A 19,709-nucleotide genomic window follows, 5' to 3' on the forward strand; every position below is an offset into this window, starting at 1 on the left:
GTTGTTTGGTATACCTTACCCATACGGTAAAATCTGATTTTCATACACTAACCTTTACCATTCAACCGGAATTATAAGTAGGAGAATTATGAAACAATTAATCCTTGTTTGGTCCCTTTTTGTATGTGCTGTATTGCAAGCACAAGACCAAGGACAACAAACGATAAACCAAGACCCCATATCCTTGGAGGAAGTAAGCTATTCGATGCTGACCCCCATCGATGAAGATGTTAAGGTAGATCCCGTTAAAAAAACATCTAAATCTAGAATGGTGGCCAAGGCCGATAGTTACTTCGATAAAATGTGGTATGCAGAAGCTTCCGCATTATATGAGAAGGCCTTGCGTGATCAAGAAAACCATTCGTTCGATGTACTTCGTAAAGCTGCAGACGCTTATTATTTCAACACCAATATGGAGCGGGCCTATTACTGGTACGATAAGCTTTATAAAAATTATAAAGATGAAATGCCGCCTGAACTTATTTTTAAATACGCCCATAGTCTAAAAGGGAACGGAAAGTATGGCCGTGCCAAAAGATTGATGCGTTTGTATAACAAGAAAATAAATGACCCGGAATATGTCGCCCCTGATCAAAACGAAGAGATTTTGAAGGAAAATGAACAGAAACTAGATCTGATCATGGCCAAGGTGGCTAAGAATATTGAACTTAAGAATGCCGCCATTAACACCGAATATTCTGATTTTGGTGTACAGTATTTCGGAGATGATGGTATTATGTACGCCTCTGCCAAAGATTCATCTTTCTTTAAGTCGCGTACCTATAAATGGAACGAACAACCTTATCTGGACATTTATACAGCCAAACTGAACAAAGAGGACCAAGAAGTTCGCGATGCCGTAAAACTTTCTAAGAATATCAATACCAAATACCACGAAGCTTCGGTCTCCTTTACACCCGATAACGAGACCATGTTCTTTACCCGTAATAATTACGAAAAGAAACTCCTTAGAGACAAAAACGGTATAAACCATTTAAAAATATTCGTTAGTAAAAAGGTAGATGGCGAATGGCAAGAAGCCACCTCTTTACCCTTTAATAGCGACGATTATTCTTGCGGCCACCCTACGGTAAGTCCGGATGGAAAACAGCTTTACTTTATTTCTGACATGCCCGGTAGTATTGGGAACACCGATATTTTCGTGGTAGATATACTTGAAGATGGATCTTATTCCAACCCAAAAAATCTAGGACCGGAGATCAATACCGAAAACCGTGAAATGTTCCCCTTCTTTGATGGAAAGAAGTTGTTCTTCGCATCTGACGGACATGTAGGTCTTGGGGGGCTTGATGTATTCGAAGTGGCTCTAGATGAAGAAGAAGGGTTTGGCGAAGTAAAGAATATGGGCCAACCCATTAATAGTAATAAAGATGACTTTGCCTATATCGTTAACAAAGATTACGACAAAGGCTTCCTTTCCTCTAACCGAAGTGGTGGACGTGGCGATGACGATATCTATTCGTTCGTTAAGCTCATGCCAGATGAACTAGATCCCGTGGCCATTTCAGGGGTGGTTTTAACCGCTGAAACCGGCGATGTAATTCCGAATGCCCTTATCGAGCTACTTGATGAAAACAACAAAAAAATCAAAGAGATCGAAAGTGATGCCGATGGCTCTTTTGTATTTGAAGACTTAAAAGCAGATACCAAGTATACCCTGCGCACCCAAGCAGAGACTTTTGAAACGCTCGAAACGGATATAGCCATGAAAACCGATGATGCCGACGTAACCGTTGCATTGGATAAAGTAAAAGCCATGATCGCAGTTGAAGACGGAATTAAAAAGATCAAATTGAACAACATACACTTTAATTTCGATCAACACAACATAAGACCCGATGCCGCCATGGAATTGGATAAGGCCGTAGCCCTTATGCAACAAAACCCAAGTATGAAGATCCGAATCGAGTCGCATACCGATAGTTGGGGCGATAACGATTACAACCTTTACCTATCGGACAAAAGGGCCAAGTCTACCAAAGCCTATATGGTCGCCCAGGGTATTGATCCCGAGCGTATTGTTGAAGCCAAAGGTTTTGGGGAAGAACAATTGTTGAACGATTGCTTCGATGGTTCTAGCTGTTCTAGGGAAATGCACCGTTTAAACCGTAGATCGGAATTCATTATAGTAGATATGTAAAAACCCATCATAAACCCTTATAAAGTACCGCTAATCATAGGTTAGCGGTATTTTTTTTGTATTTTATCTAACGTACAACACAAAAACGTGCTTTCCCTACATTTTGTAGGGTTTTCACTACAAATTTAAATTTATCCTTGGCTGGTATTACATTATCACATATATTTGTAGTGTTGAGTTAAGGGGTTAACCTTTAACTATTAAGAATAAAAACAAGCCTATTCTGCTTGCCTTTGTAATCAATATTTAACTGGTTGTGCGTTTCATTGATGCAAAGGCCAATAGCATAGGACCGGCGCCCCTTAGGGGCGCTTTTTTTGTAGGATAAATTCAAGGCATCCTAGTAAAATAGCCCCATAAAGCTATCGTAGCAAAGAACATTACTCTCCTGATACTAAGCCAAGAATAGTAACAAAACCCTGCAATACAATAGGAAACTATCTTAAAAAGACAAAGGATTTATTCCTTAACGGGTGTTTCTAAAAACCTTACCGATTTCATAATCGCTTCCAATTGGAACATATAGTCCCTTTTCTCGGTAGATGGGGCAAAAGTAAAGCCCTCTAATACCACCTTACGATCATTTTCCGGGTCGTTTATGATATAGGTAATAAACGGACCAGCCATGGGATAATTCTTAACCTCCCAAATTCCCCTCACCTCTGCTGCTTTGTGTCCATCTAATTCTGCTGGGAAAACATAGGGTGCAAAGGCTTTTTCAGTTACCATATAGGTTACTTTATCAGGGCTATCGGGCCCAGGTATATAAAGTTCGCCAATAGAGTCGCGCATGCGAATAATATCCTTCACAAAGGTAGAGTCGGTTCCAAAGCTTTCACCGGGCATAGTATAGGCAATAATATTCATGTGCCCTTTTCGAATTTGCCTATCGATCCAAACAAAATTATCGGCTTCGCGCCCTACCCTATAGGCCGAAGGTATGTTCAGACTAATACCAAACTTCTTTTGCAGGGCAGATTCTTTGTTCAACGACTTTCTAAAGCGGTTTTGGGCCGCTAAAATCTCTTGATCTTTAAACGCTTTGACCAAACGGGGCGCCACGGAATCTATATGGGCAATCAACCCATCGGCAGTGGTCGATTTTATGACCCCTATCTTTTGTGGTGCGGCGTAGAGGTCGGTTTTGATATGGGCCCGTTCAATACTATCTTTTTTAACGAAGAGAACGGCTCGGGTATTTTTAGTTGCGCCACTAAATACTTGCTCGGGCATTTGGGTGAGGGTAAACTTGGCCTCGTCCCAGGGCAATCCTTCCATAGGGGCGGCAAAATGTTCGCGGATCTTATCGCCTACACGACCTTCCCATAGGTCGGTATCCATAATAACGGAAACCGAGTTTATGGCCCCGATAGATTCTGGCTTGTACTCTCTTTTTGGGGCCTCTTTACAGGCCGAAAGGCTAATGGCACCTACAAGTACCCAAAACACCGATTTTTTCATTTTCAGTCGTTATTATGGACAATATTAGGGAATGTAATCACTAACAACCCCCACAAAGTTTTAATTTTTGCCCTGGTTTTAGGTTTCTACCACTAATACCGTTCCATTCTTGCAAATTGTCGACGGTAATTCCAGGATATTTTTTAGAAATAGTCCAAAGCGAGTCCCCATCTTTTACCGTATAGAGTTTGTTTGGGGGTACATTGGCCAAACTTACCGGTTTTTTCGTTGGTTGTTTTTTGGCTGGAGCCTGGGCCACCGCACCTGGGTTCCTCGGGTATATTGTTAAACGCTGCCCTACCCTTAGGTTGTTGGATCGTAAACCGTTCCAACGCTTAATATCACTTACCCGTACTCGATAGCGGTTGGCTATCTTACCCAAATAATCGCCGGATCTCACCCGATAGCGGATCCTATCGCTGCCTTTGGTGAATTTAGGTAAGGGTTTCTCGCGTTTTTTTAGTTCTTCGGATACATGGGCATAAATGGCCTTTTCATTGTTCACAAAAGCCCCGATTTTTGACACCGGTAAACGCAAGGCATAATCTTTTCCTTCCACATAAGGTATAATATCCAATTTATAGGCCGGATTCAACACCTTTAACTCTTCTTTACTGATATTGACCAATTCAGCTACCTGATCAAAGGTTATCAAATGTTTTACATGTATGGTATCGGTCTCAAAATAGGCGCGATCCGCCTTAGCGCCTACGATGCCATGTTCCTCGGCATATTCGAATAAATACATGGTGGCCAAAAATGCCGGTACATAACCTGCCGTTTCCCGTGGTAGATTCCGGCGGATATTCCAATAATTTTCATAGCCTCCCGAACGGCGAATGGCCTTGTTCACATTACCAGGACCCGAATTATACGCGGCCAATACCAAATCCCAATCCTCGAATATACCGTACAGTTTTTGCATATAGGCACAGGCGGCCTTGGTAGCCCGTATAGGGTCGGAACGTTCGTCTACATACGAATTCACCTCCAATTTATACATCATACCGGTGGTGTACATAAACTGCCAAAGACCGGTGGCCCCTACCCGAGATCGGGCCCTGGGGTTCAACGCCGATTCTACTATGGCCAAGTACTTTAGTTCCATGGGAATGTTGTAGGCATCCAATTCTTGTTCGAACAAGGGAAAATAAAACTGGCTGGCCGTTAACATGCGCTCTATAAAAGGTCCCCTTCGCTTTAAAAAGGATTTAATCACATTTTCTAGAGAGGGGTTATATCCGATATTAAAAGGTGATTTGGCATCTAACTTGGCCAAGCGGGCCTTTAGGGTGTCCGTTGGCAGATCAACGACATAGGTTTTTTCTACATCGAGATTGGCAATATCGGTCTGAATGGTATCGTACAAAGGAAATGCGTTGTACAGTTCTACCAGCCACAGACTGTCTTGACGGGCCAGTTCTTCTTGATCCTTAAGGTCGTATTGTCGCGGTAGATCACTACCTATACCCTCCCCTTCCGGACCTTTGGCCAAGGTAAGTTGGGGTACCACCTCAAGGGTATCTGCCATTTGAACCGTCTTGGGCTGGGTCAGGGTATCTTGTACTGCTTCTTCATCTTGTTGGGCGTGGGTCAATGGGGTGCATAAAAGCAATCCGACGACACCAAGCTTTTTGGGGTTCCAAATCTCCATAGTACGTTTGGGTTAATGCTGTAACTAAGTACTGATCATCCGTTGTTGAATTCCTTCGAATCCACTTACCTACGGACCTATTTAGCACTGTTCACGAAAGTCGTGCTTTTTTACAGATATTCAAAGAGGTAAATAAACCGCACCAACATTTTTGGCTAAATCCCGCCTGCCGGACGGGCAGGATTGTTCTTTTGCGCCCTTCCTTCGCGCATTTTTTCTTAGGTAGCTGTGCTACCCTTCAAAAAAATGGCACTTCGCCAGAACCCAAAATCCCTAATTCTCGCTTCAAAACCGTTGATACTGTTTATTTACAAAAAAGAAGGGCCACTTTGCAGTGGCCCCGTTTATCGATAACGCTAGTATTAATCCAATATTGCGGCTATACCCGGTAAGGTGCGTCCTTCCAAGCTTTCGAGCATGGCGCCACCACCGGTTGATACGTAACTTACCTTGTTCTGGAAACCGAATTGCTTAACGGCTGCCACAGAATCGCCCCCACCCACAAGTGAAAAGGCGCCATTTTGGGTAGCTTCGGCAACGGCATCGCCCATGGCAATGGTACCGTTGGCAAACTTTTCTATTTCAAAAACCCCTACCGGACCGTTCCATAAAATGGTCTTGGAGTTTAAGATAACCTCTTTAAAGTTGGCTACAGTGGCCGGACCAGCGTCCAAGCCCATCCAGTTATCCGGAATATCGTTCGAAGGAACCACTTGGGTATTGGCCGATGGCCCGAACTCGTCGGCCGCCAACACATCAGAGGGTAAAAATACCTGTACCCCTTTGGCCTTGGCTTTTTCCAAAATCTCTAAAGCCAGTTCTTGTTTATCATCCTCAACGATAGAAGTCCCTATTTTACCGCCTTGGGCCTTAACGAAGGTGTAGGTCATACCTCCTCCGATAATCAGGTTATCTACTTTGTCGAGTATGTTTTCGATAATGGTAATCTTAGAGGAAACCTTGGCACCACCCAAAATAGCGGTTACCGGCTTTTCACCCGTTTCCATGACTTGTTTGATCGATGCGATCTCTTTGGCCATTAAATAACCAAAGCATTTGTTCTCACCAAAATATTGAGCAATTACGGCCGTAGAGGCATGGGCCCTATGGGCCGTACCAAAAGCATCGTTTACGTATATGTCGCCCAATTTCGATAGTTGCTCTGCAAAAGCGGCATCGCCACTGGTCTCCTCGGCATGAAAGCGTAGGTTTTCCAACAACAACACCTGGCCACTTTTTAGGTTGGCCACGGCAGCCTCGGCCTCTTCACCAACGGTAGCCGCTACGAAATTGGTCTGTACCCCGATAACTTCCTCGATCTCGTCGCAAATCTGCTTTAGGCCCAACTCTGGTTTTACCTCGCCTTTGGGTCGGCCCAAGTGGGTCATCAATACAGCACTGCCCCCGTCTTCCAATATTTTTATTATGGTAGGTTTGGCCGCTTCAATTCGGGTATAGTCGGTTACTTGTCCGGTTTCGTCTACCGGTACGTTAAAATCTACCCTTACCAAGGCTTTTTTGCCCTTGAAATCGAAATCGTCTATCGTTTTCATCTCCGTTACGTTTTTGGTTGACCCAAAGGTAACCAAATCCGGCAAGGCCCCAAGTACTTTAGCCTTGGGTTGTTTACATATATCGTTGTAGTTGAAGGAAAAATGGTTATACGTAAAAAAACCTAGTGCTTTCTCGTCAACCTTTGGGGTTTTTCCGAAAGGCCTTGAGTTTGATTTCCGTTACCCAAACGGATAATCCTAGGGCGATCACCCACAAAAAGGCGGTTAGAAGTAGTACATGAATGGCCTCTAAAAATAGTATTGATCCAAATTGAATCACCAAGACAGCAAGACTAAACTTTAAAAGTACCCTAGGCCAAATAAACTGAGCTTTGTCCCAAAGATATTGATTGGCCAATGCGGTTTTGGAGCGATAACCAATTAACGAGTTAGGTTTCTCTGGCGGATTTTGGATAAAATATAGAGGCAATCCCATGATTAAAATACTCAGCAATATTAATAATACCATGGAAATTGACATTGATGGTTAGGTTGTTTAAAAGTAAATCAATCTAACAAAAATATCTGTAGTGAAAGAAACCCCCTCACCCCAAGCCTCACCTCCCGCCATTCTGCGGGACAGGCAATGGAGAGGGGGCAAAAATCAAATATGCTCTTTAAATTTCTTAGATAGATTTAGTATTTAAACACTTTTGTTAGGTACCCTTGTTTCTTAGGAAAGGGATAAAAAAAATTGGGTACTTTTGACCCATGGCGTTTGAAGGTATACTGGGACAGCAACACATTAAAAACCATTTGGTATTTAGTGCCGATGCCGGGCGTATTGCCCATGCACAGCTGTTCGTGGGGCCCGAAGGTTGTGGCTTATTACCAATGGCCTTGGCTTATGCCGAGTACCTACTATGTAAAAAAGCGCCCCAAGATGCGGCTTCGCAAGAGGCTTGTCGCCAAAAATGCCGTACCCTTAGCCATCCCGACCTGCATTTCGCATATCCGGTAGCGAACGGACCCAAGGTAAAATCGCATGCCGTAAGTGACGACTATCTTTCCGATTGGCGCGATTTTGTGCAGGCCACGCCTTATGCCAACCTTTTCGATTGGTACCAAGCCATTGGTATCGAAAAAAAGCAGGGACAGATTGGGGTAGACGAGGCCCAGGCCATTGTAAAAAAATTGGCTTTGAAATCGTATGAAGGGGGGTATAAAATCCTAATCATATGGATGGCCGAAAAAATGAATACCGCCGCGGCCAATAAGCTGCTTAAACTTATAGAAGAGCCTCCCAAGGATACTATTTTGCTGTTGTTGGCCCAAAACGAGGAGCAGATCATTCAAACCATCTTGTCACGTTGCCAAACCTTACATGTACCACCCATTGGAGAAGATGCGGTAGTCGCCGCCCTTTTACAAAAAGGTCTCGATAACGATAAGGCCACAGCCATTGCCCACGAGGCCCAAGGGAATTTCAATAAGGCTCTGGATTTGATGAACCAAGACTCGGAAGAATTGGTCTTCGAAAAATGGTTCGTGCATTGGGTACGTTCGGCTTTTAAGGCCAAAGGCAACAAAACCGCCATTCACGATATCGTAAAATGGGCCGAAGAGGTGGCCAAAACCGGAAGGGAGGTTCAAAAAAACTACCTAAACTACTGCCTAGCTATCTTTAGACAGGCCCTCTTGATCAATTACAATTTACAAGAACTGGCTTTTATGCGTATTCATGTCGATGGCTTTGATTTGGCCAAATTCGCGCCCTTTGTGCATGAAAATAATATTGAGGATATCGTAAAGGAATTGGAAGACGCCCGTTACCATATAGAACGTAACGGCAACGCCAAAATCGTATTTACCGATCTATCTATTAAACTTACCCGACTACTACATCGTAGAGCGGCTTAAAACTACTGACCATGATGCATTTTACCCATTTCATTACGGAAATCTTTCTGCTTTTGTTCTTGTTGATAACCTATCTGCAAAGCGGCATGGATAAAATTCTGGATTGGAAAGGGAATGTGGGTTGGCTAAAGGAGCACTTCGCCAAAACACCCTTTAAAAATAGTGTCCCCCTACTCTTATCCATTATTTTGATCACTGAAATGATAGCCGGAGCCCTATGTGCCATCGGCATTTTCCAAATGGGCTTTTCGGGCAGTACGACCATTGCTTTTTATGCGGCCGTTTTAAGTTGTATCATTCTCTTAATGTTGCTTTTCGGACAACGTATGGCCAAAGATTATGAAGGCGCCAAAACCATTGCGGTTTATTTTATTCCATCGGTTTTTTTGTTGTATTTATTGAATACATAAATATTAGCAATCCAGCATATCGAACAGGACTAGGCACAAATTAAGTACGATTTGGGCGTGGAATATCATTAAACAAATCGTAACCCATTCGGTTGCCAATTCAAAAGGGTACCTTTAGAATTATCTGATTCCAGGTGTCGTCTTGAAAGATTATACACATTTCAAATGGTTTAACAGCGACCTTCAAAATTTGGCTCCATAATTCGGTTCACCTGCAGAACAAGATGAGACCGGGTGCATCCGGTCTCATCAGAACTAAAAATAGATAAGGATTATATGTTTTCTCTTATCCCCCATTTCCTGCACTGCCAAATTCCGGATGCATATTATATTTTACAAACTGAACATTTGTGGGTAATTGTAAACTAATATTACGTGTTGTACTAGGCGCCATATCTACGGACGGTGAGGGTCCGTATTCCGTACTCTTGTTGTTGGCATCGAAAACATGGACTTCGAAACGAGTTGCCGGCATGGTCGTTGTATTGGTATTGGTCAGTGTTCCGGTAAATGAACTACTTGCTGCATCCCAACGAATTTGTAATCGTAATCCGTTAAGGGTTTCATCAGCATCTTGATCAATATTCCAAAGCACACCGGTTTCGCTTCCTTCTTCCCCTCCGTTTCCTTCCATTCCTTCAGGGCCCTCACCGGAATCCTTACTGCATCCGATCAGACCCAAGGTCATAAAAAGTAAAAGCATAGGTTTTGACATAAAATTTCTCATAACAATAGATTAAAAATTAACAATACGTTCTAGCCGGTCGGCATCAAGTTTTGGGTGGTGTCATTAATTGTTAAATCGATACTTGCTTTTGATACAAGGCCCCATAGGGAACATACATCGAAAACCGAGGAAGAGCGACTCGGTTGGATTATCAATGCGGTTTACCCATGTGTATGTGCATGCTCATTGGACCCTTGCTCGGCATGGGCGCTCCAAAGTTTAAATGGTTTTCGGCTTGCCTTAAGGTTAACAGGTAGTTTTTGTTTGGGCGATAGATTATGGCTTGGTGTGGGCCCTAACTCGATACCATTATCCAAATGAACCTCTACCCTAGCCTTTTTGATGGCCTTTGTACCCATATTTTCCAGATACCCCTCAAAGGCATTGGTGGTGACATTGTATGCCAAATACAGTCTTAAACCTTTTTTGGTTACATCGTAGACTGCTGTTTTGGACAGTTCGGCTTTTTCCTCTTCGCCTTCACGGGCTTCGCCCTTATCACGACGATGTTCGTTGTTCCCTGATGCCCCATGTTCGTGTGAACCACTATGTTCTTGGGCCTGTATTGGGCCGAAGCTTAAAACAATGCCCATTAAAAAAGGCAAAAACAGTCCCTTTCCAAGAAGGGATTTCCTTGGTAAAAATCTCATAATAAATGAATTAAATTAAACTATAGGTGATTTATTATTTTGAATGCAAATGGTGTTCACGACCATGCTCCCCATTGCTATGTTCTGATGAAGAATTGGGGTTAGAAAACAAGAATAAGAGTAATACAAAAAGTGGAACCAAAGTTAATTTTACCAAATTCTGCAGTGGTTTTCGGGGTTGTTTTCCCATCATAATAAAACGGGTACGTGTTCGGGAGAAAGTACTTGAACTTACCAAGGCCAACCTTGGTTTCGGGTCTACTAGATGAAGGAGTAGCCTTTGATACTGATCGATTTTTCCATGGTTTTCAATAACTACGGCATCCGCCAGATACTCATGGTTCAAACGTAATTGGTTATACCAGGCGAACACGACCGGGTTAAACCAAAATAATATCTTGACCCATTGGGCAAAGATGACATCCAAACTGTGGTATTGGTTCACGTGCGCCTTTTCGTGGGTAAATAGAATAGGATCAATATTATTGTTTTTATAGTCGGGAGCATATACAAAAATCCAACGGAAAAAGGTATGCGGTACCACGGGTTCGTTCAATAATACGATTGTGGTTTTAGCACTTTTTATTTTTTCATTTTGTCTGAGTTGCCTGATCAATATAAATAACTGATGTACAAATCGGCCGATAAACAAGGAGGTTACTATTATATAAATAATGAGAAGTATTGTACGGATACCTATTGGTTCTAAACCTATTAGATTATGTAATTCCAAGTCAATTTTTACTTGATCGAATCCAACGAGTGGGATAAAGGGAATAGACAGGGATAAAATGGGAATGCACAACAAAAAATAGCGATTGAAAGCTGGCATTTTCAAACGGGACAGCACGAGTAAATATAGCCCGAACAACAGCGCAAAAAGAAGTACTGATTTAAAGACAATTACCATCATGATTCCTTCCTTTTCAGTTGGATGTCAATGATTTCTTTGAGCTGTTCCAACTCGTCTGTAGAAAGTTGATCTTGTGCCGTACAGTAGGAGGCCAATTGGGCCATGGAGCCATTAAAAAACCTACTTACCAAATTACTTACCGAACTTTTGGAGTAATCAGATTTACTTACCAATGGGTAATACGAACGAGCACTACCTTGGGTCGTATAGGCAACGGCATTCTTATCTATTAGGCGTTTTAAAAGTGTAGCCAATGTGGTCTTGGCAGGCTTGGGCTCAGGAAAATCGGCCATTAAGTCTTTTAATAAGGCCTTTTTACGATGCCATAAAAGTTGCATTAGTTTTTCTTCTGAGGGCGTCAAGGGTATCATACCAATCAATTTTGTTCTACAAATCTAGAACAAAAAATTTGTTCTACAAGAATAGAACACGTTTTAACATGATTTTGACGTTGTTCGGAAATGGGGCTTTCGTAGGTTTAAGTGTTTTAAAATCGACAGCATTAACTATAACCTAGTTGTCTACATACTGCCCGTATCTATGTTATCTAATATAACTGGCCAATTAATGATTTGTATGTTTTAAATCCTGTAAAATCAATTCAACGTTATCGGGTTCATCAAAATCGACTTCCAAACCGTTCCAGGCCAACATATGCCAATAGAGCATGACGATAGTGGTGCTAAGGAAACCCAATATTCCCACTAGAACAGGCACGCCCAATACGACCACAAGGACCGTAGTAGAAGCCAAGGCGATTATCTTTAATAAAATGACCGTACAATCGTTCAGAGGTTTAGAGGTTTTACCCAAAAAATCGATTTCGGAAGAAGTAGGGTTGGTCGAGGTTGGTAATTGCAGCGAATTTTCCATGTCGTTTGTTTAGTTGAAAGCGCAAAGTTCTGTTTTTTAAAACTCGACACAACAGCCAAAACACTACATACCAGTTTCTTAGGATTTACTTAATCTAAAATTTACAATTAGCGCTATCTAACTATTGTTGTTACCACAGAAAACACATGACATAGGTTTAGCTGCCCTAGCCTATACCTCTAATTAGTGATCTTTAGGCATGGCGTTCCCTACCGGTAGGCTGTGCTTCAATTTTTTATCAATCGAATCGCATTGCCGCCATCAGTTGCCAAATAAATCGAAAGGGTATCGTCTTTTTTAACCGGGACTTTCCGGATACGGTAGGCTTCAGGGTCGGTGTCAGTGGCTTGGGTATCTTCATACAACCAAGCCTCGTACGTAGCTCCGGGTTCCAAGAAATCGAGATTTAGTTCCCATTGGCGTGCTTTACCCGCCGATACGGTTCCAACATACCAATCGGTACCATGCCTCCTAGCGGTGGTAATCTGTTTTCCGATTTCGGCCTCCAGAATGTGGCTTTCGTCCCATTGGCCTACCGGCATTGACTTTATAAATTTGAACAGATCGGCTTTGGCGGCATAGGCCTCTGGGGCATCGGGTATACAGACCAAACCACTGTGAATGATTAGTGTTCGCGCAGTTTCAGATACTACGGTGGAACGGTAACTGTTCTTTTTCTTAGGTCCTTTTTTACGGATACCGGCATTGATGCCACCCAAGTCAAAATTCCCATTGTTCATATCCAAAGGACCGGTAATGGCATTGATCAATGCCATTTTTATAAAGCTCTCTGGCGTAAAGGCCCTACGACTGTCTTGTTGGGCATGGCAATATTCGCGGGTAATGGCATTGGGCAAAGTACGTTCTACCCCGGTAATGGGTAACGGACCATCGTGAAAATCGATAAGAAGGCCTTCTTCGGCCGTTTTACGAATGGCCGATTTGGTAAAGGCTACATCGGTGCTCATAAAACCATATTTAATGCCTTTGACCCCTAAGCTATCGGCATAATAGGTGAAAAGTTTATCGTCTCCGTAATCGCCCTTGTGACGGTCGTAATACAGTATGATCTCTACCCCTTTTTCTTGGGCATAGGCCAAGGTTTTGGCAAGATCCAGGTTCGGATTTACCTCAAAACGGCCGGGGTGGGTTTTGGTAAACCAGTTCGCATCGATCATAAAATAAGGCAGTTCGTGCTGTGCCGCAAAATCGATAAATCGCTCGTAACTGCTATTATCAATGCCATATTCATGCCCGTCTTCAGTCGTATACCCATGTACCCGCCAATCCCAAAGGGTTAGGCCTGGCTTAACCCATGCAAAGTCTTCATTTTCGGGCGGACTCGCCACGTTCAAGGCCACTGTATTGGTAGGTAAATCGGCCAGGTCATCACCAACCAAGATCAACCGCCATGGGGTTACCAAAGTATCGTTTTGGGGTACTATCCGATTTTCCCCGACAAAAGTTGCCCCATTTGTAGGGCGGATCGCCAAAGCTTGGGTAGCGGTAGCGGAATACAAATCCGATTCTAAAAATGCCAGGGCTCCCTTTTTAGGATTCGTGGCTACCAAAGGTACTTTTATACCCTTCGACTTGGCACGGGCCTCTTGTTGCATTTCGGCTAGCGACAAAGGCCCTAAGGGTTCACGCTCGCCATTCGGGGCATAAAGCTCCCAGGCCTGATCTATAGCATAAGTGGTTTTGAACAAAAGCGTGTCGCCTGCACTACCCTCGTAACGCATGGCCACACCTTGGTCGTATGCCCGGATCCATAAATAGCCATTAAAACGAGACGAACGAATGGGCCAACCGATTTCATTATAATAATCCCGAATTCGCGAAGCTTGGCCCCATACGGGTTCCCAAACCGTGTCTTTTGACCTTGTAATGGGTTTACCTACTACTTCCATAGTACCTTGACCCAAATCGATATAAGCCGTATCTAATAGCAATTGACCGTCCTTTAGAATTCGGTATTGAAAACGGTCGGCCTGCGGCTGGATTTCGATTTGTAATCGGCCATCCGGGGCTTTAAGATCTACCACAGAATCTGAACAAGAAAAACTGATGCAAGCAAGAAATACTAAGGCAATGGTGTTACGCATGGGTTATTATTTAAGCAAGGCAAGTTAATTTAAAGGTAGCTAAAGCCCATGTGTGGTAGGTAAGCAAATTACTGACATTAGCGCATCATTCTGTTAAGAAAGCAACAGCCCTAGTTGGGCAATGAAAAGGCTCAAAAATGAGAAAAGGCCACCGAATGGGTGGCCTTTGGCATAGTTGTCATTTAGGGACTACTATTGCTTGTACTTGTCGTTCAAAACTTTAACAAGGGCATCGGTTAGGTTTTTGGTTTCGTCACCGTATAAAACGGATCCGCCTTCGCCACCACCTAAAATATACGTATAGCCGTTGGCCTTACCATATTCCGAAATCTCTCCTTTTACTTTTTTGATCAAGCTATCCATGGCCGCCTGACCTTCCATTTGGGCAGCTTGTTCCTCTTGTTGTAATTGCTGGCCAACAGTCTGACCACGTTGCTGTAACAACTGGTATTCTTCTTGGGCCTTTTTCTGCGACATATTCTGCACCTTGGTCTGCAACATCTGCAATTCTAATTGAAAAGCCTGTGAGAGACTGTCGCCCTTCTTTCTGATCTTATCCAATTTGGCTTGGTACTTCGCCTCTACATCGATTTTTTCCTGATAGGCCTCCATCATCTTTACATTGTCTACATAACCTATTTTATCTTGGTTGCAGGCAACGATGGCCAATAGGGCTAAGATTCCGAATACTTTTTTCATCTGAAGTTTTTTAAATCACACTACCTTATAAGCAAGTGGATACATTATTAGTTTGTGTACTGATCGTGGCAAAAATAGAAAAGTTTTTATTGGAAGGATATTTTGGCACTTATACTTGATAAGGACACCGGCCTTGCCAATGCCGAACCATCCCTATTCCCAAAAATTTGAGCCTGGACAAATAATTAGCCCCTTAAGGCCATTATGAATCAGAAACCACAAGAAAGTAAATGATTTTTCAATCATAGAAAAAACCAATTGGTTTTACGAATTAACATAAGTAAAACACATTGAAAACGGCATGTTTTAAGCGCATTTAACGGCGTTTCATAAAAACAGAAGGCAATATACCACCTAAATCAAAACACGCTTAGAGCGGCAAGCTAAACGATTATTTTGCTTTTTGGAGGATGTAGATCAAAGAAGAATACTCACCGGATCGTTTGGCTTTGGCATTGGAGGTCCAACCCGAACGAAAAGCGGCCCACCAACGCTGTTTGCCGGTTTTATATTTTTCGGATAAAAGCGACACATAATAGGCATCGAAAGGCATAGGTTTGGTTTCCAAAAGCCGGAAACCTTGGGATTCAAAAATCCGTTTTATGGCTGCTTGGGAAAAATGCCACAGGTGTCGAGGTACATCATAGGCCGCCCAATACGCTCCATATTTCTCCGCATCGTAGGCTTTATAGTTGGGGACGGCCACCACTAATACCCCATCAGTTTCGAGTAGGTCATGTATACGGACAATATCCTTATACAAATCGGGCAGATGTTCTAAGACATGCCATAAAGTAATCGCATGGAATTTTTCGGTGGAAACCGTTGCTAGATCTTCGTGTAAGGCGATACCTTTCTTTTGAGCCAAAGCACGGGCCGAGTCATTGGGCTCTACCCCACTTACCTGCCAAGATTGTTTTTTGCAATGCAGTAAAAAGTCGCCCGTTCCGGCACCAATATCGAGTAACTTTTTATCTCCGCTTAGTACACGGCTTAATAAACGTTCTTTGCGTTTTAGGTTATACGATTTCACCCATTGGTACACCCAATCGAACGCGGAACTTTTCGCATCGGTATGGGAAATATAATCGGTACTCTCGTAGTATTTGGCCAAATTATCAGGAACCGGATGGGTAACCAACATATCGCCTTCGGCCGCCTGATGCAGTTCGAATACTTCTTGGGTAAGGGTATGGTCTTTACATTTTAAAAAGGGCGTCATGGTATTGCTGTGCACTGATGTATTCCTGTTTTAGGTCACGAAGATACGCCAATACAATTTCCCTATAAGGCGAGGTGGTCGATAAACAATCGCCATAACGGTCGTGATCTACACCAATGGCAATATACCAATGTCCTTTTCGGCTCGAATATTGATCTTCAAAAATAGGTCCTATATCGGTACTCGACAGGGCAAGATCTACGAATATGGTCCCTACGTTTACAAATTTCGTCGGGATTTCTACTTCGTAAAAAGTGAGGTAAAAGTGTTCATTATTCAGATCAAAACCAATATCGGTATCCAACATTTCCCCCTTTCCATCAAACTTACGGTCCACGAATTTGTAAAAGGCCTCCGCCTCTTTCGGGTCGCTAAAAATGAACAATTGGTCCTTCGGCAAATGATTTTTAAACTTTTTACCGGTAACCACCTTATGGTCATCTATAGTTGGAGCAATACGAAGCGGAATACAAGAACTACAGAAACATAGGAGCACAAAGTACAGCAGTGGTTTCATTTCAGGAATGGTTTAGAAACTAGAATCAAGAACCAAGCCACAATACTCTATTAAGATGGAAAGGCTACCAACAACCATGGTCAATACCTTCTCCTACTGGACAAGAAACGCACTATTCAAACATGAAGAAATAATATACCAAAGATCCCATTTTTGAGTAATAGACATTCATTAAAGTCATCGACCTTAATATAAATTGTCTGTTAGAACATCTTGTCTTCCGAAAGGTAAGCGGTTAAAGCCCAATTAAGAATAGCGTCATTAAATGCCCTTAGACGGCGCTCAAGGTGACAATGCTTTTATACCATTAACTTAATTCAGTAAACAATTAAATCAAATAAGGCTACAAACTAGATTGCACGGGTTACATTCAAACCATGTAGAGCCAAGAATTATAAGTTTACACTTTGTTAGCACTTTTACTTTAGTAGGATTAATATACCAATGATCCCATTTACAGGTACAAAATATAGAAGAGAATCATTCGTATGCTTTAAGCTATGCCGATAGAGTTACCCCCTAATTAAACAATTCCGTTCTGACCTATAATACGGCCATACCAAAATGCAAAACATACAAGCTTATTACGGCTAAATAAGTGGTATTTAAGTTTGGGTAATCTATATAGAAGAATCCAGAACTGACAGCAACATGGTTATCCATAATCTACCTAGATATGGAAGCTCGTTGAAAAGAAATCAAATACAAGCTTGCACATTGGTAACTGGGTCCTGCTAAAAATAACATCTTAAGCTTTCAACCTAAATATTTACAATAAGAAAGTAACGGTTAACCGTATTATACGGGTAAGTAGACACACCCACAATAATATACCAATGATCCCATTTCAGATTAATAATATATGCCAGGCCCATAACACACTATTAGGTTGTTGTCAAATCATGGTTAGTATCATTTGTTTTACTACTGAATTAAAACCACAAAAAAACCCTTACGGAATAGTACCATAAGGGGACTTTATATTAATGTTCCACGTGGAACATTTTTATGTACAATTGAAAATTTAAGTAACTATCTACCTAAATGAACCAGTAAAACAGATATATCCGATGGAGAAACACCACTAATTCTAGAAGCTTGACTAATGGTTGTTGGTTTTATTTCTTTCAATTTTTCCCGTGCTTCAAAAGAAAGAGATTTTAATTTGTCATAATCAAAGTAATCAGGAATACGAACACCCTCTAAACGATGCAATTTATCTGCGTTGGCTTTTTCCTTTTCTATATAACCTGCGTATTTAACTTGAATTTCGGTTTGTTCGAGAATTTCTTCATCCAAATTGTTCAAACTGATATATGCTTCAACCGAATCAATTTCACGCATTAAGTCCATAGATACTTTAGGACGTGAAAATGGTTTGAACATTTTATCGCTTTGTTTAACCAAAGTACTACCAACTTTTTCCAAAACTGGATTTAATTCTTCTGGAGAAACGGAAGTTTTTTTGAAAAAAGTTACAAAATGATTCGATTTTTGTTCCTTTTCGTTCATTCGGTCCAACCTTTCATCAGACGCCAAGCCAATTTCATGCCCTTTTGGTGTTAAACGTAAATCGGCATTGTCTTGTCGTAATAAAGTACGGTACTCTGCACGAGAAGTAAACATACGATAGGGTTCCTCTGTACCTTTTGTGATTAAATCGTCAATCAAAACACCAATATAGGCTTCATCTCGAGTTAAAATTAATGCATTTTGTTCGTTTAATTTCAAATGGGCATTAATTCCGGCCAATAACCCTTGTGAAGCGGCTTCCTCATAACCAGTCGTACCATTTATTTGTCCGGCAAAATATAAATTGCCTATGGTTTTGGTTTCTAAGGTATGTTTTAACTGTGTTGGCGGAAAATAATCGTATTCTATGGCATAACCAGGTCTAAAGAATTTTACGTTCTCAAAACCTGCAACCGAACGAAGGGCATTCGCCTGTACATCTTCAGGTAAAGAAGTACTAAAACCATTAACATAAATTTCAACGGTATCCCAGCCTTCAGGTTCAACAAAAATTTGATGTCTGTCCTTATCGGAAAAACGATTTATTTTATCTTCAATTGATGGACAATAACGCGGACCTATACTTTGAATACGCCCGTTGAACATCGGTGATCTATCAAATCCTTCTCGTAACAAATCATGTACTTCGGGTGAAGTATAGGTCATATGGCAATCACGTTGCGTATTTAATTTTGGGGTATTGGTATAGGAGAATTTCTGGGGAATAGCATCACCTGGTTGGGGAATCATCTTAGAAAAATCCAACGAGCGGGCATCTACCCTTGGTGGAGTGCCAGTTTTCATACGCCCACTGCTAAACCCTAAATCTACCAACTGCTCGGTAATGCCCGTGGCCGCCTTCTCCCCTGCTCTACCCCCACCGAATTGCTTTTCACCAATATGGATAAGACCATTTAAAAAGGTGCCATTGGTAAGAATTACAGCCCTAGACTTTACCTCTATTCCAAGAGAAGTTCGAACGCCACAAACGGTTTCACCCTGCATTAATAATCCAGAAACCATGCCTTGATAAAAATCGAGATTCGGTATCGATTCTAAAGCCTTACGCCACTCCTCAGCAAACCGCATACGGTCGTTCTGGGCTCTCGGACTCCACATAGCCGGGCCTTTGGATTTATTGAGCATCTTAAACTGTATGGCTGACAAATCGGCAATAATACCAGATTGACCCCCCAAGGCATCTATTTCACGAACAATTTGTCCCTTAGCTATTCCACCCATAGCAGGATTGCAGGACATTTGTCCAATAGTTTGTAGGTTCATGGTAACCAATAAGGTTTTGGAACCCATATTGGCAGCTGCAGCTGCAGCTTCAGCACCTGCATGACCACCACCTACTACCACTACATCGTATATATCTTTAAACATAAA

Annotated in this window: 17 protein-coding genes; 3 read left to right on the forward strand and 14 right to left on the reverse strand. The window is 42.1% G+C overall.

Going from position 1 to position 19,709, the window contains the following annotated elements:
- The first annotated feature begins 88 nt into the window (after window positions 1-88).
- Complete coding sequence (locus B7P33_RS11425) at window positions 89-2,161, forward strand: OmpA family protein (protein WP_097442092.1); 2,073 nt, start codon at window positions 89-91, stop codon at window positions 2,159-2,161.
- Window positions 2,162-2,620: 459 nt separating this feature from the next.
- Here the strand turns inward: B7P33_RS11425 and B7P33_RS11430 are convergent, their stop codons facing one another.
- The 4 genes from B7P33_RS11430 to B7P33_RS19830 form a co-directional block, all read right to left on the reverse strand.
- The gene (locus B7P33_RS11430) at window positions 2,621-3,622 is read right to left on the reverse strand and encodes a DUF4837 family protein (RefSeq protein ID WP_097442093.1); all 1,002 of its coding nucleotides are present in this window, start codon (window positions 3,620-3,622) and stop codon (window positions 2,621-2,623) included.
- Between the two features lie 40 nt (window positions 3,623-3,662).
- A complete protein-coding gene (locus tag B7P33_RS11435; protein ID WP_097442094.1) occupies window positions 3,663-5,276 on the reverse strand; it encodes a LysM peptidoglycan-binding domain-containing protein in 1,614 nt (537 codons plus the stop codon).
- A gap of 362 nt (window positions 5,277-5,638) precedes the next feature.
- Window positions 5,639-6,829, reverse strand: a complete 1,191-nt coding sequence (locus B7P33_RS11440; protein WP_097442095.1) for a phosphoglycerate kinase — start codon at window positions 6,827-6,829, stop codon at window positions 5,639-5,641.
- 136 nt (window positions 6,830-6,965) lie between these two features.
- Window positions 6,966-7,310 (reverse strand): SdpI family protein, encoded by a 345-nt coding sequence (locus B7P33_RS19830; protein WP_097442096.1) that lies wholly within the window; start codon window positions 7,308-7,310, stop codon window positions 6,966-6,968.
- A 230-nt stretch (window positions 7,311-7,540) separates the two neighbouring features.
- Here B7P33_RS19830 and B7P33_RS11450 point away from each other — a divergent pair, with 230 nt between their 5' ends.
- Complete coding sequence (locus tag B7P33_RS11450) at window positions 7,541-8,689, forward strand: DNA polymerase III subunit (protein ID WP_097442097.1); 1,149 nt, start codon at window positions 7,541-7,543, stop codon at window positions 8,687-8,689.
- An 11-nt stretch (window positions 8,690-8,700) separates the two neighbouring features.
- Entirely contained in the window at window positions 8,701-9,099 is a 399-nt protein-coding gene (locus B7P33_RS11455; protein WP_097442098.1) for a DoxX family protein, read from the forward strand.
- A gap of 286 nt (window positions 9,100-9,385) precedes the next feature.
- Here the strand turns inward: B7P33_RS11455 and B7P33_RS11460 are convergent, their stop codons facing one another.
- The 10 genes from B7P33_RS11460 to mnmG all read right to left on the reverse strand — a co-directional run bounded on the left by B7P33_RS11460 (window position 9,386) and on the right by mnmG (window position 19,706).
- Window positions 9,386-9,802 (reverse strand): hypothetical protein, encoded by a 417-nt coding sequence (locus tag B7P33_RS11460; protein ID WP_097442099.1) that lies wholly within the window; start codon window positions 9,800-9,802, stop codon window positions 9,386-9,388.
- Between the two features lie 185 nt (window positions 9,803-9,987).
- A complete protein-coding gene (locus tag B7P33_RS11465) occupies window positions 9,988-10,476 on the reverse strand; it encodes a hypothetical protein (protein ID WP_141402459.1) in 489 nt (162 codons plus the stop codon).
- Window positions 10,477-10,510: 34 nt separating this feature from the next.
- Window positions 10,511-11,389, reverse strand: a complete 879-nt coding sequence (locus tag B7P33_RS11470; RefSeq protein WP_097442101.1) for a M56 family metallopeptidase — start codon at window positions 11,387-11,389, stop codon at window positions 10,511-10,513.
- A complete protein-coding gene (locus tag B7P33_RS11475; protein WP_097442102.1) occupies window positions 11,386-11,760 on the reverse strand; it encodes a BlaI/MecI/CopY family transcriptional regulator in 375 nt (124 codons plus the stop codon). Before B7P33_RS11475 ends, B7P33_RS11470 begins: the two co-directional genes overlap by 4 nt.
- 193 nt (window positions 11,761-11,953) lie before the next feature.
- A complete protein-coding gene (locus B7P33_RS11480; protein WP_097442103.1) occupies window positions 11,954-12,262 on the reverse strand; it encodes a hypothetical protein in 309 nt (102 codons plus the stop codon).
- A 227-nt stretch (window positions 12,263-12,489) separates the two neighbouring features.
- A complete protein-coding gene (locus B7P33_RS11485) occupies window positions 12,490-14,367 on the reverse strand; it encodes a glycoside hydrolase family 97 protein (RefSeq protein WP_097442104.1) in 1,878 nt (625 codons plus the stop codon).
- 192 nt (window positions 14,368-14,559) lie between these two features.
- A complete protein-coding gene (locus tag B7P33_RS11490; protein ID WP_097442105.1) occupies window positions 14,560-15,066 on the reverse strand; it encodes an OmpH/Skp family outer membrane protein in 507 nt (168 codons plus the stop codon).
- Window positions 15,067-15,457: 391 nt separating this feature from the next.
- Window positions 15,458-16,288 (reverse strand): class I SAM-dependent methyltransferase, encoded by an 831-nt coding sequence (locus B7P33_RS11495; protein WP_097442106.1) that lies wholly within the window; start codon window positions 16,286-16,288, stop codon window positions 15,458-15,460.
- A complete protein-coding gene (locus B7P33_RS11500; RefSeq protein WP_141402460.1) occupies window positions 16,266-16,805 on the reverse strand; it encodes a hypothetical protein in 540 nt (179 codons plus the stop codon). Before B7P33_RS11500 ends, B7P33_RS11495 begins: the two co-directional genes overlap by 23 nt.
- A 1,032-nt stretch (window positions 16,806-17,837) precedes the next feature.
- The gene (gene mnmG, locus B7P33_RS11505) at window positions 17,838-19,706 is read right to left on the reverse strand and encodes a tRNA uridine-5-carboxymethylaminomethyl(34) synthesis enzyme MnmG (protein ID WP_097442108.1); all 1,869 of its coding nucleotides are present in this window, start codon (window positions 19,704-19,706) and stop codon (window positions 17,838-17,840) included.
- Between the last annotated feature and the right edge of the window lie 3 nt (window positions 19,707-19,709).

This window comes from Sediminicola luteus, from assembly GCF_002514735.1.
Classification (GTDB): domain Bacteria; phylum Bacteroidota; class Bacteroidia; order Flavobacteriales; family Flavobacteriaceae; genus HQA918.

Excerpts from the sequence above, each read along its gene's own strand:
- B7P33_RS11480 (WP_097442103.1), bottom strand. The coding sequence starts at position 12,262 with ATGGAAAATTCGCTGCAATTACCAACCTCGACCAACCCTACTTCTTCC.
- B7P33_RS11475 (WP_097442102.1), bottom strand. The coding sequence starts at position 11,760 with ATGATACCCTTGACGCCCTCAGAAGAAAAACTAATGCAACTTTTATGG.
- B7P33_RS11500 (WP_141402460.1), bottom strand. The coding sequence starts at position 16,805 with ATGAAACCACTGCTGTACTTTGTGCTCCTATGTTTCTGTAGTTCTTGT.
- B7P33_RS11465 (WP_141402459.1), bottom strand. The coding sequence starts at position 10,476 with ATGAGATTTTTACCAAGGAAATCCCTTCTTGGAAAGGGACTGTTTTTG.
- B7P33_RS11485 (WP_097442104.1), bottom strand. The coding sequence starts at position 14,367 with ATGCGTAACACCATTGCCTTAGTATTTCTTGCTTGCATCAGTTTTTCT.
- B7P33_RS19830 (WP_097442096.1), bottom strand. The coding sequence starts at position 7,310 with ATGTCAATTTCCATGGTATTATTAATATTGCTGAGTATTTTAATCATG.
- B7P33_RS11440 (WP_097442095.1), bottom strand. The coding sequence starts at position 6,829 with ATGAAAACGATAGACGATTTCGATTTCAAGGGCAAAAAAGCCTTGGTA.
- mnmG (WP_097442108.1), bottom strand. The coding sequence starts at position 19,706 with ATGTTTAAAGATATATACGATGTAGTGGTAGTAGGTGGTGGTCATGCA.
- B7P33_RS11430 (WP_097442093.1), bottom strand. The coding sequence starts at position 3,622 with ATGAAAAAATCGGTGTTTTGGGTACTTGTAGGTGCCATTAGCCTTTCG.
- B7P33_RS11470 (WP_097442101.1), bottom strand. The coding sequence starts at position 11,389 with ATGATGGTAATTGTCTTTAAATCAGTACTTCTTTTTGCGCTGTTGTTC.
- B7P33_RS11455 (WP_097442098.1), top strand. The coding sequence starts at position 8,701 with ATGATGCATTTTACCCATTTCATTACGGAAATCTTTCTGCTTTTGTTC.
- B7P33_RS11460 (WP_097442099.1), bottom strand. The coding sequence starts at position 9,802 with ATGCTTTTACTTTTTATGACCTTGGGTCTGATCGGATGCAGTAAGGAT.
- B7P33_RS11450 (WP_097442097.1), top strand. The coding sequence starts at position 7,541 with ATGGCGTTTGAAGGTATACTGGGACAGCAACACATTAAAAACCATTTG.
- B7P33_RS11435 (WP_097442094.1), bottom strand. The coding sequence starts at position 5,276 with ATGGAGATTTGGAACCCCAAAAAGCTTGGTGTCGTCGGATTGCTTTTA.
- B7P33_RS11495 (WP_097442106.1), bottom strand. The coding sequence starts at position 16,288 with ATGACGCCCTTTTTAAAATGTAAAGACCATACCCTTACCCAAGAAGTA.
- B7P33_RS11490 (WP_097442105.1), bottom strand. The coding sequence starts at position 15,066 with ATGAAAAAAGTATTCGGAATCTTAGCCCTATTGGCCATCGTTGCCTGC.
- B7P33_RS11425 (WP_097442092.1), top strand. The coding sequence starts at position 89 with ATGAAACAATTAATCCTTGTTTGGTCCCTTTTTGTATGTGCTGTATTG.